Consider the following 15,381-nt stretch of genomic DNA (forward strand, 5'->3'; position numbering starts at 1 on the left):
ACAACAATAAGGTCCTTCACCTCCGAAGGATCAAGCCCGCCGAGAATGGGTCCATATGACATACCATGGGTTCAAGCTGATCATAGGTGACTTCCTCGCCCGCAGCGTGCGCGGTATCCCGTGCTCACCGCCGTTTCTGTTCCACATCCTACGCAATCTATAATTTTCGCAGCAGATGAGGACACGAACATGGCTGATATCTTCGACAATCCAATGGGCCTGATGGGCTTTGAGTTCATCGAACTGGCTTCGCCGACCCCTGGCGTACTTGAGCCTGTATTCCAGATACTGGGTTTCACCAAAGTGGCCACCCACCGCTCCAAGGATGTGCACCTGTATCGCCAGGGTGGCATCAACCTGATCCTGAACAATGAACCCAAAAGCATCGCTTCGTACTTCGCCGCTGAACACGGCCCGTCGGTATGTGGCATGGCTTTTCGCGTGCGCAATGCCCATGAGGCTTATGCCCGCGCCCTGGAACTGGGCGCCCAGCCGGTAGAAATCGAAACCGGCCCGATGGAATTGCGCCTGCCTGCGATCAAGGGTATCGGGGGGGCACCGCTCTACCTGATCGACCGCTTCGAGGAAGGCAGTTCGATTTACGACATCGATTTCAACTTCATCGAAGGCGTGGATCGCAACCCGGTGGGTGCTGGCCTGAAAATCATCGACCACCTCACCCATAACGTCTACCGCGGGCGCATGGCCTACTGGGCCGGGTTCTACGAGAAACTGTTCAACTTCCGTGAAATCCGCTACTTCGACATCAAGGGCGAATACACCGGCCTCACCTCCAAGGCCATGACTGCGCCTGATGGCATGATCCGCATTCCGCTCAACGAAGAGTCGTCCAAGGGCGCGGGGCAGATCGAAGAGTTCCTGATGCAGTTCAACGGTGAAGGTATCCAGCACGTGGCCTTCCTGACCGATGACCTGCTCAAGACCTGGGATGCCCTGAAGGGGCTGGGCATGCGCTTCATGACCGCGCCACCGCAAACCTACTACGAAATGCTGGAAGAGCGCCTGCCTGGCCATGGTGAGCCGGTCGACCAACTGCAAGCGCGTGGCATCCTGCTCGATGGCGCCTCGCAGCCCGAAGACAAGCGCCTGCTGCTGCAGATTTTCTCGGAAACCCTGCTTGGCCCGGTCTTCTTCGAGTTCATCCAGCGCAAAGGTGACGATGGCTTCGGTGAAGGCAACTTCAAGGCGCTGTTCGAATCCATCGAGCGTGACCAGGTACGCCGCGGCGTGCTGAGCACAGACTGATCGCCCCTGGAGTACCGTCGTCAGCTTCGTTCGGCGGCGGTACCCCGTCTGTTGGCACGTGCCCTGAACAGGGCCAGGTAGACGATCGAGCCGGTCACGATCCCCACCAGCATCAGCGAGGGGGCGATCTGCAGCACTGACTGGCGGATTTCCTGAGCGGTGAAACCCTCCGGGTAGCCACCTTTGACCGTATATCCATATTTGGCCGACATTGCGCTTGTAAAGAATTCGGACTGTGAGGGGCGCTTAAGGTCACGGCTGTCACCATTGCTCCATATGTAGCGGTCGCCAAATTCGACCAGCAGTGTCAGCCCATCCAGAAAACCATCCAGCTCGTTGCGAATCTGCATGGCATAGGCTGTCACGATTACGCTATTGCTTTTGCCCTTCTGGTGAAAGTCGACCAGCAGCTTCTGACGCGTATCAGGAGGGCCGTAGGACAGTGCGACTCGCTGGCCGGACGACGCGAAGGATGAATAATGCTCCAGCGAACCTGAAGCCGTGCTGCAGTAGGGTTGATTGTCTTTGAGTAAGGTCAGTGACCTGATCATGGAGCGAATGGCAACCTGGTCCTGCAAGGCACTTTTGACGCTATCGCAAGATTCCCCTGCAAAGGGCAGGGTGCGCAGGGCCGTCTCGTGCATTCTGTCCAGTGCATTGTCGACGCTGAAAACCGCCTCCTGAACGGAAATGTTGGCGTTTTCTGCAAGTTTTGCTTCCAGCTGAAAAGCCATCACCAGCAAACCGGAAACCACAGGCACCAGCGCCACCGCAATGAGTAGCAGCAGCTCTACCATGCTGCGCCCCGCGTGCATGATTTTCGACATAGGCTAATAGTTCTCCGCTCTGAAACTGTTCGTGGTGAACAGCTGAGCCCTGAGCCTATGTATTTGCTGTCCGCGCTGCTGTAGTCCGGCTGCAGCTGAAGCGGTAGGAAATCGAGCGCCTTGATGTAGCTAAGTGCCCTTGAGCTTTTTCAGCACTGTCTCGGCCAGCAAGGCAGTGGAAGCGGGGTTCTGCCCGGTGATCAGCCTATCATCGTCGACCACGTACGGCTTCCACGGCTCATCATGTTTGCTGTACTCACCGCCGCGAGCTACAAGTTCGTTCTCCGTCAGGAACGGCACTTTGTCGTCCAGTTCGGCCAGTTTTTCCTCTATGTTGGAAAAGCCGGTCACCTTACGGCCTTTGAGGAGCAGGCAGTTGTTACTCAGCTTGATGCTCAGCAGGCCGACAACGCCGTGACAGACTGCTGCGACAATGCCACCTTTTTCGTAGATTTTGCGTGCCAGTTCCTGCAGAGCCTGGTTTTCTGCGAAGTCATACATTACCCCATGACCACCGGTGTAATAGATGACGCTGTATTCGTCAGCCTTCACCTGCCCTGGGGCCAAGGTACTGCCAAGGCGCGTCATGAAACGCTTGTCGTCGTACCACTGCCAGTCCAGGTCAGGGGCCATCTGCAGGCTGTGCGGATCGACGGGAACGTAACCGCCCTGTGGACTGACATAGTCGACGGTGTAGCCGGCCTTTTCGACTTTCTCGACAAAGTGAACGGCTTCACCCAGCCACAACCCGGTCGCCCGTTTGAGGGTTGGATACTTCGCTGTATTGGTCAGTACCACCAGAATTTTCTTGCTCATGACCCTGCTCCCGTCGCCAACCTGAATGGGCCGGTGCTCCCTGGCCCGAGGGAAAACCTAAATAGCATAGCTGTCACCTGCAAGTGCGCCATGGTGTGCGGGACATGCTGTGCTAATTTGAACAAATCCACGGGCGAGCATGCCAGGCTTGGCGGCGCTGTGGTCAACCCTTAGCATTGCTGGAGTCACGGTATTGGTCGCAAACGATACGCCACGCGAGCCTGCGTCGCAGGTCATCCTGCAGTCGCCTGTTTTGCCATTGATCGCGCCGATGGGGGAGCGTATTGCCCAGTTCGACTGGTGGCGTACCTCGCTTGGGCCATTGTCGCGCTGGCCGGCTTCGTTGCGCATTGCCGTGGACATGATGCATTTGTCACCCTTCCCGTGTGCGGTGGTCTGGGGGCCCGACCTGTGTGTAGTGCATAACGATGGCTACCGGGCGTTGCGGGCATTACCGGATGCGCTGGGCATGGCGTTCGATACCCTGTGGAGTGATATCTGGCCTGCAGTGGGACCCTGGGTGTTCAAGGCACTGGAAGGCCAGTCGAGTTTTGTCGAGGACCTACCCTTGCGTATCGTCCGCAGTGAAGGCGCCGAACCGCTATGGTGCGCATTCGGTTATGCCCCCCTGCACGATGAACTCGGTAACGTGGCGGGGTTTCTGCATACGGTGATCGAGACCACGGCCAGCGTCGAGGCCCACCGCCATTGGCGTGAGCAGGTGCAGAGCTTTGAACGCCAGGTTGAGCAGCATGTGGCCGAGCGAGAGCAGTTCTGGTTGCTGTCGCGCGAAGCGATGATGATGCTCACCCCTGAATTGAAACTGCATGCTGCCAACCCGGCCTGGTACCGCATTCTGGGCTGGACAGAAGAACACGTGCAGGCGATGTCGGTGATGCAGCTGGTGCACCCGACAGAGCGTGCCGAAGTGCAATTGGCAGTGTCCGAGCTGCTGCAATGCAGCCACGCGGAGCAGTTGGAGATCCGCCTGCGACACCGCGATGGTCACTACCACTGGTTTCGCTGGAGTGCGCGGTTTGACGGCAGCCTGCTGACTGCGGTTGGCCGCGACATCACCGCAGACCGTGAGGAGGCTGCGCGTCAGGCAGAGATGCTGATGCACAACAGCGAGCGTATGGAGGTGGTTGGCCAGTTGGCAGGCGGCATGGGCCATGAAATGAACAACTTGCTGTCCGGTATCGGTGGCAGCCTCGAACTGCTGCAGCGGCGCCTGCAGGAGGGGCGGCTGGAGCGTGTGGAGGCCTACGTGGACGTTGCGCGCGACGCGGTACAGCGGGCCATGGACCTGACCCATCGGTTGATCGCATTTTCCCGCCATCAGCCACTGGCCCCTCGGCCACTGGACTTCAAGCGGCAGTTACGTTTGAGCGAACCCCTGTTGCTGCGGGCGTTGGGGGCAGAAATGCGTTTGCACTGGCAACTGGACATTGCACCTTGGGCAGTGAGCCTGGACGTGCCCCAGCTCGAGAATGCCTTGGTCAACTTGTGTGCCAATGCGCGTGAAGCGTGCCTGGAACAAGGGAATGTCACCATCAGCAGCGTGAACGAACGGCTGACTGCGTTTTTCCCGGATGAAAGTGGCTTGCCGCCAGGCGACTATGTGGCGTTGCATGTCGAGGATGATGGCCATGGCATGGCAGTGGTGGATATCGCCAGGGCTTTTGAGCCGTTTTACACAACCAAACCTCTCGGGCGTGGGGCCGGGCTTGGTCTGTCGATGGTATATGGCTTCGTCCGTCAGTCGGGCGGGTATGCCTGGATCGAGTCGGCGCCAGAGCAGGGCACCAAGGTGTCCATGCTTTTCCCCAGGTGCCATGAGCCGGTTCCGGATGAGCCCGTGCCGGTACCGCTTTCGCAGCACATGGCACTGGGCAAGCGCCTGCTGCTGGTGGATGACGCGCTTGATCTGCGCGCGGTCATGCGCGAGTACCTGACTGAGCGTGGATTTGACGTCACGGATGTGGGCGATGCCAATAGCGCACTGGAGCGCTTCCGCCATGGCGGCCCTTTCGATCTGGTCATCACCGATATCGGATTGCCGGGCGGGTTCAGTGGCCGGCAAGTGGCGAAGGCCATGCGCATGCAGCTTGCACAGCAGAAAATACTGTTCATCACCGGTTATGCGGATCAGACCATTGAAGCGCAATTGCTCGATCAGCCGGGCACGGCATTGTTGAACAAGCCGTTTTCGCTGGCGCTGCTTGCCGATGAGGCGCTACGCATGCTTGAGGCGTAAGGCGCTTCAAGGCTTGCCTAGAATCTGTGTCACTCGCGCCTGCAACTGCTGCAACTCGAAGGGCTTGCAGATCAGGTGCATGCCTGCGCCCAGGAAGCCTTCGCGGGCCATGGCCGTTTCCGCGTAACCGGTGATGAACAGCACCGGTAATCGAGGCCGCAGGTTGCGGGCAATTTCTGCCAGTTGCCGGCCGTTCATGCCGGGCAAGCCCACATCGGTGATCAGCAAATCCACCGGTTGTGCCGAGCGCAGCACCTTCAGTCCCTCGTTGGCGTCGGCTGCGCTTTGGCAGGGGAAGCCGTTTTCGCCCAGTGCCTGGCAAAGCAATTGGCGCACATGGGGATCGTCCTCGACAATCAGCACGTGTCGGCTGCAGCCGTCTTGCCTGGGCGGCACAGGCTCGCTGGATGGCAGGGCCTGGTCGACATGGCGTGGCAAATACAGCTCCACCTGGGTTCCCTGGCCAATCTCGCTGCTGAGGGTGATATGCCCATGGGACTGCTTACTGAAGCCGTACACCATCGACAACCCCAAGCCAATGCCCTGGCCGGTCGCCTTGGTGCTGAAGAAGGGTTCGAAGGCGTGCTCCAGCGTGCTTTGCGCCATACCTTGGCCGCTGTCGATGATTCGCAGGCGCACATAGTCGCCAGTGCGCAAAGCGCCGTCAGCGAATTGCTCGGTAGCGATGTGATGATTGTTCGCCTCGATGCGCAGCAGGCCACCGTTGGGCATGGCCTCGCTGGCATTGAGCAGCAGGTTGCCGAGGGCTTCTTGCAACTGCTGGTCATCCGCCTCCACAGGCCACAGGTCTTTGGCCGCGTGCACTTGCAGGGTTATCGACGGGCTCAGGCAAGCTTCGAGGCGCTCTGTCTTGAGCAAGGTAGGCAGGTCTATACGTTGGCTGTGCAGCGATTGGCGGGAAGAGAAGGCAAGCAGGCGGTGGGTCAGGCGGGCGGCGCGTGAAACGGCCTCGCGGCCCATGCACAGAACGCCATCCAGTCCCTCGCTGCGGCCTTTGCTCAGGCGCCGCTGGATAAGTTCAAAGCTGCCGCTGATGCTGGTGAGCAGGTTGTTGAAGTCATGCGCCACGCCACCGGCCAGTTGGCCGATGGCCTCCATCTTGCGTGCCTGGCAGCGGGCGAACTCACCGCGGTCCTGCTCTTCTTCCGGCGTTGAAGGCCGGCTGTCCAGGCGCTGCTGCATGCCATGGAGTTGATCACGTGTAACGTACTGTCGCCGGCGGTTGCGCAGCGCGGATCGGGTGATGTGCAGTAACTGGGCATTTTCGTAGGGCGCGCCCAGCCATAGAAGATTGCCCACCGGATGATGACTCACGCCAGCGGCCGACCAGGCGCTCTGGCTCAGCAGCACGATGGGCAAATCCGACCAGCTCGGTTGCTGGTCGATGAATGCCTGCAGCAAGGCGCTTGGGCCTTGGCTGAACACCTGCTCGGCAATGATCGCCAAGCCTGCGCCTTCGGCCAGACGCGCCTGCAGGTTGGCCAGGTCGACCGCGCAGAGGCTGTTGATGCCGGCGGAAGTCAACAGACGTGAGGTATCCGCCGCCAGTTGTGGCGGTGCGAGGATCAAGGCACGTTCATCCAGCGCCAACGAACTGGCCAAAACGACTCTCCTTTAGGGTGGCCTGATACCCACTGGACCCTGGCGCAGGCTCAGGGTTCAACTGAATCCAGGCACTGCCTACAGGCCCTGTTGCAGCGCAGGGTCGTCCGGGTTCTGGCGCTCCAGCTCGGCTAGCGAAACTTGCACGTTCTGCAGTTGGCCGGACTCTTTCCAGTACTGGATCAGCAGCACCCGCGCCCGGCGATTGGCTGGCTGGCGATTGAGCACGGTTTCCAGTTGCTTCTGGGCGGCGTCGAGCTGGTCCAGCTCATGCAGGGTGACCGCCAGGGTATAACGGTAATCGGCGTTGTCCGGGTCCAGTTCGACGGCGCGGGACAGGGCCAGCAAGGCGTACTCGCGCTGTTCGTGGCGCTTCAGCCAAAGCCCAAGCTCATACTGCAGAAAGGCCGAGTCGGGGCTCAGCGCCAGGGCTTTGCCCAGCACCTGGCGGGAGGCGTCGTGGTGGCCCTGGCGCTCAAGCAGGCGTACCTGAGTCGCCAGGGCATCGAGGTTGTCGGGGGCAACCGCGAGCGCACGTTGCAAGGCCACAGCAGCGTGCGTGTAGTTGTTTTCGTGCAGGTACAGGCGCGCCAGGTGCACTTGGGCGTCGGCATCTTCAGGCTGTTGCTCGAGGGCTTGCTGGTATTGCTCCAGGGCTGACTGCAGGGGGCCGAAATAGAGGCCGATGGCGTCGGGATCGAGGCCCAGCAGGGCATCCACGGCGGCAAAACGCACGCTTTGCTCACGGTCGTCCAGCAGCGGGCCGAGTACCAGGCTGCGCTGTGCTGGCGGTAACAGGCGACGGATACTGGCAATGGCCGCTCGACGCACCAGCGGCTCGCCATGTTCCAGGTCCTGGCGGGCCAGTTTCAACGCCTGCGGCGAGGGGTAGTTGGGCAACTCGGCGTACAGCGCCGCACGGCGGATCGCAGGCAGGTCGGTTCGTTGCAATTGCTGGTACAGCACCCGTGCGGCACCGGGCTGGCCGTCGTGGGCCTGGCGCAGCGCCTTGGCGTAGCTGTGTGCTGGCAAGGTCGGCGGGGTTGGCGGGGCGTCGTGCCACAGGTAGCCGAACAGGGCCGATACCAGAATCGACAACAGCAGGGCGATCAGGTAGCGGTTGCGTCTGGGCATCGGACGATCCGTGGCGGCGGGAAGGGCAGAGCTTGGGCCAGCCGGGGGGTAAATGCAACCGAACCGGGCACGCCGTTGGCCAGTCGCCAGGCCTGCGGTGGCATTCCATGCACTGCGTATTGGGGTGAATACGATGGCAAACATAAAAAAGCCCCGCGGGCCATGGCCTGCGGGGCAAACGGTTGGGGGAGGAGCCAACCAAAGGAGTCGTTGAGGCAGTGGAATCAGTGTGCGCTGGCCACCGTCTCCGGTTGCCAGCCGCCACCCAGGGCCTTGTAGATCGAGACGATGCCGCGATAAAGGTCGACTTCACCCTGAGCTTGTGCATCTTCAGCACTTAGCCGCTCACGTTCGGCATCGAGCAGTACCAGATAGTCCACGGTACCCTCGCGATAGCGAATCGAGGCCAGTTCTGCAGCCTTGCGGCTGGCGTCGCTCTGGCGCATCAGCGACAGCAGACGCTGCTGGGTCTTGTCGTAATCGCTGAAGGCGTTGGCCGACTCTTCCAGTGCCAGCAGCACCTGCTGTTCGTAGTTGGCCAGTGCCCCTTCGGCATCGGCCTTGGCGCCGCGCAGGCGGGCCCGCACGCTGCCCAGGTCGAAGGCCGCCCAAGTAATGCTCGGGCCCAGTGCCCAGGCGTTGGCCGCCGAAGAGCCGATCTGCGAGCCGCGGGCGGCGGTAAAGCCGAGGAAGCCACTGAGGCTGACGCGCGGGAACAGGTCGGCGGTGGCCACGCCAACGTTGGCGGTGGCGGCCGCCAGCTGGCGCTCGGCGCTGCGGATGTCCGGGCGGCGGCGCAACAGCTCACCCGGGTCACCGACCGGCAGCGCCTTGGCGATGGCCGGCAGGGCCTTGGGCGACAGGTCTACACTGAGCGCGTCAGGGCGCTGGCCGAGCAGGGTGGCGATGCGATGCCGCGCCCGTGCCTGTTCGGCTTGCAGTTGCGGCACGGTGGCTTCGACCCCGGCCAGGCGGGCATCGGCACGCACCACGTCGAGGTCGTTGCCCACGCCGGCATCGCGCAGGGTTTCGGTGATGGTGCGCGATTCCTGCTGGGTCTTGAGGTTGGCCAGGGCGATTTTCTCGCGCAATTGCGCGCCACGCAGCTGCCCATAAGCATCCACCAGCTCGGCGATCAGGCTGACCTGCAACTGTTGCAGGTCGGCGGCGGCCACCGCTTCCTGGGCTTCGCTGGCTTCGATCTGGCGCTGGATGCGCCCGAACAGGTCAAGCTCCCAGGCCATGTCCAGGCCCAGGTCGTAGCGCTCGCTATTGACCCGCTCGGTGGTCTGGCCGGGGATCTGGCCTTTGCCGAGATCGCTGCTGGCACGGCTGGTGACCACCGGGAACGGGTCGTTTTCGGCGTCCTCGCGAATCGAGCGAGCCGACTTCAGGCGGGCGAAAGCTACGCGCAAGTCACGGTTGCCGTCCAGCGAAGCCTGCACCAGCTGGTTCAGCACCGGGTCGTCGAACTGCTTCCACCACAGGCTCTCGAAGCGACTACGGTCGTAGGCCTTGGCCTGCACATCGCTGCCCAGTTGAGCAGGTTCGGTGGCTGGCGCCTGGTAGTCCGGGCCTACCGCACAGGCCGCCAGGGCCAGTGCCAGCAAGCTTGGGGTCAAGGGTTTGAGCAGGTTCATGCATGGTTCTCCAGCACTTGAGCGTGTTCAGCCTTGCGGGCCTGGCGACGCTCGACGAAACGGCGGATCAGGAAGAAGAACACCGGGGTCAGGAACAGGCCGAACACGGTCACGCCGATCATCCCCGAGAACACCGCCACACCCATGGCATGGCGCATTTCCGAACCAGCACCGGAGCTGAACACCAGGGGCACTACCCCCATGATGAAGGCGATCGAGGTCATCAGGATCGGCCGCAGACGCAGGCGGCAGGCTTCCAGCACCGCAGCCAGCGGATCGAGGCCCTTGGCCTGTTCGTCCTTGGCGAACTCGACGATCAGGATCGCGTTCTTGCACGCCAGGCCCACCAGTACGATCAGGCCGATCTGGGTGAAGATGTTGTTGTCGCCACCCGAGACGATCACACCGGTGATGGCCGACAGCAGGGTCATCGGCACGATCAGGATCACCGCCAGCGGCAGGCTCCAGCTTTCGTACTGGGCGGCCAGCACCAGGAACGCCAGCAGCACGCACAGCGGGAACACCAGCAATGCGGTATTGCCCGAGAGGATTTGCTGGTAGGTCAGGTCGGTCCACTCGAAGGTCATGCCGTTGGGCAGTTCCTCTTTCAGCAGCTTCTCGATCGCAGCTTCCGCCTGACCAGAGCTGTAGCCCGGGGCAGCAGCGCCGTTGATCTCGGCAGTGATGAAGCCGTTGTAGTGCATGACCCGGTCCGGCCCGGAGGTGTCGCTGACCTTGAGGAAGGTCGCCAGCGGGATCATCTCGCCAAGGTTGTTGCGCACCTTCAGTTGGCCGATCTGCTCGGCATCAAGGCGGAACTGCTGCTCGGCCTGGACGTTGACCTGGTAAGTGCGGCCAAAGCGGTTGAAGTCGTTGGTGTACAGCGAGCCCAGGTAAACCTGCAGGGTGTCGAAGATGTCGGTGATCGCCACTCCGTGGGTCTTGGCCTTTTCCCGGTCGATGGCGGCATCGACTTGTGGCACGTTGACCTGGTAGCTGGTGAACAGGCCTGCCAGCTCTGGGACGTTGTGGCTTTTGGCGATGATGTTCTGGGTTTCCTTGTACAGCGCTTCGTAACCCAGGTTGCCACGGTCTTCGATTTGCAGACGGAAGCCGCCAATCGTGCCCAGGCCCTGTACCGGCGGCGGTGGGAAGATGGCGATGTAGGCGTCCTGGATGTCGGCGAACTGGGCATTCAGCGCGGCTGCGATGGCTGCCGCCGACTGGCTCGGGTCCTTGCGCTCATCGAATGGCTTGAGCGGGGTGAACACGATGCCGCTGTTAGGGCTGTTGGTGAAACCGTTGATCGACAGGCCCGGGAAGGCTACCGAGTCGGCCACGCCAGGCTGCTTGAGGGCGATTTCGCTCATGCGCTTGATCACCGCTTCGGTACGGTCGAGGCTGGCCGCGTCTGGCAGCTGGGCGAAGGCCACCAGGTACTGCTTGTCCTGGGCCGGCACGAAACCGGTCGGCGTGGACGAGAAGCCGAGGTAGGTCAGGCCCATCAGGCCGGCATACACGAACAGGGCGATGCCGCTGGAGCGGATGACCCGGCGCACGCCACCGACGTAGCTGTGGCTGGCCCGGTCGAAGAAGCGGTTGAAAGGGGAGAACAGCCAGCTGCCCAGCAGCTTGTCGAGGAACCGCGAGAAACGGTCCTTGGGTGCGTGATGGTCCTTGAGCAGCACCGCGGCCAAGGCTGGCGACAGGGTCAGCGAGTTGAACGCCGAAATGACGGTCGAGATGGCGATGGTCAGGGCGAACTGCTTGTAGAACTGCCCGGTCAGGCCGGAAATGAACGCTGCAGGTACGAACACCGCGCACAGCACCAGGGCGGTGGCGATGATCGGCCCGGTCACTTCGCTCATGGCTTTTTGCGTGGCTTCCAGCGGCTTCAGGCCCAGCCCGATGTTACGTTCGACGTTCTCCACCACGACGATGGCATCGTCCACCACGATACCGATGGCGAGCACCAGCCCGAATAACGACAGTGCGTTGAGTGAAAAACCGAACAGGTGCATGACCGCGAAGGTACCGATCAGCGAGACCGGCACAGCCAGCAGCGGGATGATCGAGGCGCGCCAGGTCTGCAGGAACAGGATCACCACCAGCACCACCAGCACCAAGGCTTCGAACAGGGTGTGCACCACTGCTTCGATGGAACCGCGCACGAAGATGGTCGGGTCATAGACGATGCTGTAGTCCATCCCTTCCGGGAAGTCCTTTTTAAGCTCGGCCATTTTCGCCCGCACTTCGTCGGAGATCTCGATGGCGTTGGAGCCTGGGCGCTGGAAAATCGGGATGGCCACCGCCGGCTGGTTGTTCAGCAGCGAGCGCAGGGCGTACTGGCTGGAGCCGAGTTCGACCCGGGCGATGTCTTTCAGGCGGGTGATCTCGCCATCGGCACCGGCGCGGATGATGATGTTCTCGAACTCTTCCTCGTTGACCAGACGGCCCTGGGTATTGATCGACAGCTGAAAGCTGGTCGAACCTGGGGCAGGTGGCGCGCCCAGCTGGCCGGCGGCCACCTGGCGGTTCTGCTCACGGATTGCCGCGACCACATCACTGGCTGTCAGGTTGCGCGAAGCGGTCTTGTTCGGGTCCAGCCAGACGCGCAGCGAGTAGTCGCCCATGCCAAACAGCTGCACGTCGCCTACGCCGCCCAGGCGCGCCAGCTCGTCCTTGATGTTGAGGATGGCGTAGTTGGACAGATAGAGCATGTCGTAGCGGTTGTCCGGCGAGGTCAGGTGCACGACCATGGTCAGGTCAGGCGAGGCCTTGTCGACGGTGATACCGATACGGGTCACTTCCTCGGGCAGCTTGGGCTGGGTACGGGTGACGCGGTTCTGCACCTGCACCTGGGCGTTGTCCAGGTCGGTACCCAGGGCGAAGGTGATGGTCAGTGTCAGCTTGCCGTCCGCAGTGGACTGGGAGGACATGTACAGCATGTTCTCCACACCGGTAATGGCCTGCTCCAGCGGCGCGGCAACGGTTTCGCCGATGACCTTGGGGTTGGCGCCGGGGAAGTTGGCGCGCACCACCACGGTGGGCGGCACCACTTCGGGGTATTCGCTGATCGGCAGCTGGAACAGCGAGATAGAACCCGCGATCAGCAGCACCAGCGACAGCACCGCGGCGAAGATCGGCCGGGTAATGAAGAATTTCGAGAAGTTCATCGGTAGGGTCCCTTAACCGCGTGGCGCCTGGGCGCTGGCGACTTTCACGTTGTTGCCCGCCACCTTCGGCGCCGGGTTGCTGGCCTCCAGGGCCTGACGCTGCTGGGCGAGGGCGGCGAGGGTTTGCTCGCTGGCCATCTGTGTTTCTTCCGGGGTTACCGGCGAACCAGGGCGCACGCGCTGCAGGCCCTTGACCACGATGCGGTCGTCCTTGCCCAGGCCGCTGCGCACGATGCGCAAGCCTTCCAGCTTTGGCCCCAGTTCCACGGCGCGGTAGGTGGCTTTGTTGTCCTTGTCCATGACCAGCACAAACTTCTTGCCAAGGTCGGTGCCCACGGCTTCGTCGTTGATCAGCATGGCGTCGTACTGGGCGCTGCCGACCAGCTTCAGGCGCGCATACAGGCCCGGGGTGAACTGGCCGTTGCTGTTGTCGAATACCGCGCGGCCGCGGATGGTGCCGGTGCGCGGGTTGACCTGGTTGTCGACGAAGTTCATCTGGCCCAGGTGCGGGTTGCCGCTTTCGTTGGTCAGGCCCAGGTATACCGGGGTGCTCTGGCTACGCTGGCCTTCACGGGCCAGCTGGGTGTACTTGAGGTACACGCGCTCGTCGGCGTCGAAGTAGGCGTAGACCTTGTCGGTGGACACCACACTGGTCAGCGGGGTGACATCGGCGGTGACGATGTTGCCGGCGGTGAACTCGGCGCGGCTGACACGGCCGCTGATGGGCGCGGTGACGCGGGTGAAGCTGAGGTTCAGGCGTGCCAGGTCGAGCTGGGCCTGGATCGCATCGACGCCGGCACGGGCTTCGGCGGCGGCACTGCTGCGCGATTCGGCCAGTTCGGCGGAGATGGCGTTGCTGTCACGCAGGCGTTCACCACGGCGGGCTTCGTTGGCGCTGCGGATGGCGGTGGCCTTGGCCTGTTGCAGTTGGGCTTCGAGACGGCGGACTTCAGCCTGGAACGGGCGCGGGTCGATCTGGAACAGCAGGTCGCCTTTCTTGACCTGGGCGCCTTCGGTGAAGGCGACCTGGTCGATCTGGCCGGAGACCCGCGGGCGCACTTCGACGGTTTCCGGGGCTTCGAGGCGGCCGGTGAACTCGTCCCATTCGGTGATCGGTTGTTCGATCACCTTGGCCACACTTACCTTCGGCGCGGCGGGAGCCTGCACGGCGTCGGGGGTTCGACCGCAAGCGCTGATCACCACCACTGCCAGGGCAGCGAGGGGGAAGCGCAAAGGTTTGAGTGATTGTTCCATGGAGAACTCCGCCAAAGTATTAGTAGTGGGCGGAGTGTGAGTGTGTTGCGCGCGAGGCACGAATCGAACGGGACGAAGGTTAATATCACGCTGAATGATAAGTGGGGATCAACTATCGATGGCTGCCAGGGTTGCACGCAGGGCACCGCCTGTGCGGGCACTACGTTACGCGAAAGCCTGGGCCTGGCCATTCAGTGAATACTTGAGGCCAGCTCGAAGATTGGCATGTACATGAGGATCACGATCAGGCCGATCAGCAGGCCGATGAAGGTCATCAACAGCGGCTCGAACAGTTTGACGAACCATTCCACCCAGCGGCCGATTTCCTGATCATGGAAGTCGGCGCAGCGCTCCAGCATCTCGCCCAGGTTGCCAGACTGCTCGCCAGCGCGCAGCAGGCGCAGGGATACCGGCGTCACCAGGTGCCCGGCCGCGAGTGCATCGGAGAGCGGCAGCCCTTCGCCCACCCGCTGGCTGGCCTGCTCCAGGCCCTGTGCTGCTGCGTTGCCGAGCAGGCCGCGGGCCATGCCCATGGCGGTGAGGATGGGAATCCCGCCTTGCAGCAGGATGCCCAGCGAGCGATAGAAACGCGCCAGCTCGTACATCATCAGGCGTTGGTGCAGTGCTGGCAGGCGCCGCAGTTGGCAGGAGGCCCAGTACCGTACACGCGGGTGCCGGCGTAGCAGCCAAAGCGCCGCGACCCCACCGGCGGTACCCAGCGCCAGTGGCGCTTGCTGGGCATGCAGAAACAGGCCGACCTGCATCAGCACCCGGGATAGCCAGGGTAGTTCGGTGCCCATGCCCTCGAACACCTGGCTGAACCGCGGCACCACATAGCCGAGCAGGAACAGCACCACACCGCCCCCCACCAGTAACAGCAGTAACGGGTAGACCGAGGCACCCACCAGTTTCTGCCGGACCAGGTCCAGGCGCTGGCGATAGCTGATGTAGCGGGTGAGGGCGTCGCCCAGAGCACCGGTGCGTTCGCTGGACTGCACCAGCGCCACATACAGCGGCGGGAATACCCGCGGTTGCTGGCCCAGCGCCTGGGACAGTGAGCGGCCTTCGTACAGCTGGCGCACCAGCTCGGCGAGCACCTTGCGCGCTGTCGCTGCCGGGCTCTTCTCCGCCAGGCTCTCCAGTGCGTCGATCAGCGGCAGGCCGGCATTGAGCAAGGTTGACAGCTCTTGGCTGAACAGCACCAGGTCGAACGCCGCTTCACGGCGCCAGGCCATGCCGCGCAGGGCGCCGCCGCTGCTGCGCAGGCTGAGCACACGCAGGCCTTGGTCTTCGGCCTGGCGGCGGGCCTGGTCGGCGTCCTCGGCGTCGATCTGCAACTGCACCACGCCCTGCCTACCCAGGGCCTTGAGGCTGTAGCGCATGGCTGC

At 62.5% G+C, this 15,381-nt stretch carries 10 protein-coding genes; 2 read left to right on the forward strand and 8 right to left on the reverse strand.

Annotation, left to right across the window (positions count from 1 at the left end; genetic code table 11):
* The first annotated feature begins 189 nt into the window (after positions 1–189).
* Entirely contained in the window at positions 190–1,266 is a 1,077-nt protein-coding gene (hppD, locus tag I8746_RS08595; protein WP_003253865.1) for a 4-hydroxyphenylpyruvate dioxygenase, read from the forward strand.
* A gap of 20 nt (positions 1,267–1,286) precedes the next feature.
* Here hppD and I8746_RS08600 read toward each other — a convergent pair whose 3' ends face one another.
* On the reverse strand, positions 1,287–2,093 hold the full coding sequence (locus I8746_RS08600) for a CSS-motif domain-containing protein (RefSeq protein WP_012052178.1): 807 nt from the start codon (positions 2,091–2,093) through the stop codon (positions 1,287–1,289).
* A gap of 129 nt (positions 2,094–2,222) precedes the next feature.
* Entirely contained in the window at positions 2,223–2,909 is a 687-nt protein-coding gene (locus tag I8746_RS08605; RefSeq protein WP_012052179.1) for a type 1 glutamine amidotransferase domain-containing protein, read from the reverse strand.
* 139 nt (positions 2,910–3,048) lie between these two features.
* Between I8746_RS08605 and I8746_RS08610 the strand changes: the two genes are divergently transcribed.
* Positions 3,049–5,166, forward strand: coding sequence for a PAS domain-containing sensor histidine kinase (locus I8746_RS08610; RefSeq protein WP_221100456.1), 2,118 nt, complete (start codon positions 3,049–3,051; stop codon positions 5,164–5,166).
* Between the two features lie 6 nt (positions 5,167–5,172).
* On the opposite strand, the gene I8746_RS08615 is transcribed toward I8746_RS08610, so the two are convergent.
* From I8746_RS08615 to I8746_RS08640, 6 genes are all read right to left on the reverse strand, one after another.
* Positions 5,173–6,789: a response regulator gene (locus I8746_RS08615; protein WP_012052181.1), complete on the reverse strand. Its 1,617-nt coding sequence runs from the start codon at positions 6,787–6,789 to the stop codon at positions 5,173–5,175.
* A gap of 78 nt (positions 6,790–6,867) precedes the next feature.
* Positions 6,868–7,923 (reverse strand): tetratricopeptide repeat protein, encoded by a 1,056-nt coding sequence (locus I8746_RS08620; RefSeq protein ID WP_221100457.1) that lies wholly within the window; start codon positions 7,921–7,923, stop codon positions 6,868–6,870.
* A 224-nt stretch (positions 7,924–8,147) separates the two neighbouring features.
* On the reverse strand, positions 8,148–9,563 hold the full coding sequence (locus I8746_RS08625; protein WP_003253851.1) for an efflux transporter outer membrane subunit: 1,416 nt from the start codon (positions 9,561–9,563) through the stop codon (positions 8,148–8,150).
* Complete coding sequence (locus I8746_RS08630; RefSeq protein ID WP_003253849.1) at positions 9,560–12,739, reverse strand: efflux RND transporter permease subunit; 3,180 nt, start codon at positions 12,737–12,739, stop codon at positions 9,560–9,562. Before I8746_RS08630 ends, I8746_RS08625 begins: the two co-directional genes overlap by 4 nt.
* A gap of 12 nt (positions 12,740–12,751) precedes the next feature.
* Positions 12,752–13,993 carry a multidrug efflux RND transporter periplasmic adaptor subunit MexE gene (mexE, locus tag I8746_RS08635; RefSeq protein WP_003253847.1) on the reverse strand — a complete coding sequence of 414 codons (1,242 nt, stop codon included), beginning with the start codon at positions 13,991–13,993 and terminating at the stop codon, positions 12,752–12,754.
* 191 nt (positions 13,994–14,184) lie between these two features.
* On the reverse strand, positions 14,185–15,375 hold the full coding sequence (locus I8746_RS08640) for a type II secretion system F family protein (protein WP_161774062.1): 1,191 nt from the start codon (positions 15,373–15,375) through the stop codon (positions 14,185–14,187).
* Between the last annotated feature and the right edge of the window lie 6 nt (positions 15,376–15,381).

Source organism: Pseudomonas sp. USTB-Z (assembly GCF_019691255.1).
GTDB classification, from domain to species: Bacteria; Pseudomonadota; Gammaproteobacteria; order Pseudomonadales; family Pseudomonadaceae; genus Aquipseudomonas; species Aquipseudomonas alloputida.

Bases quoted from the DNA above. Each gene is read 5' to 3' on its own strand.
- hppD (WP_003253865.1), top strand. From the start codon at position 190: ATGGCTGATATCTTCGACAATCCAATGGGCCTGATGGGCTTTGAGTTC.
- I8746_RS08600 (WP_012052178.1), bottom strand. From the start codon at position 2,093: ATGTCGAAAATCATGCACGCGGGGCGCAGCATGGTAGAGCTGCTGCTA.
- I8746_RS08605 (WP_012052179.1), bottom strand. From the start codon at position 2,909: ATGAGCAAGAAAATTCTGGTGGTACTGACCAATACAGCGAAGTATCCA.
- I8746_RS08610 (WP_221100456.1), top strand. From the start codon at position 3,049: ATGCCAGGCTTGGCGGCGCTGTGGTCAACCCTTAGCATTGCTGGAGTC.
- I8746_RS08620 (WP_221100457.1), bottom strand. From the start codon at position 7,923: ATGCCCAGACGCAACCGCTACCTGATCGCCCTGCTGTTGTCGATTCTG.
- I8746_RS08625 (WP_003253851.1), bottom strand. From the start codon at position 9,563: ATGAACCTGCTCAAACCCTTGACCCCAAGCTTGCTGGCACTGGCCCTG.
- I8746_RS08630 (WP_003253849.1), bottom strand. From the start codon at position 12,739: ATGAACTTCTCGAAATTCTTCATTACCCGGCCGATCTTCGCCGCGGTG.
- mexE (WP_003253847.1), bottom strand. From the start codon at position 13,993: ATGGAACAATCACTCAAACCTTTGCGCTTCCCCCTCGCTGCCCTGGCA.
- I8746_RS08640 (WP_161774062.1), bottom strand. From the start codon at position 15,375: ATGCGCTACAGCCTCAAGGCCCTGGGTAGGCAGGGCGTGGTGCAGTTG.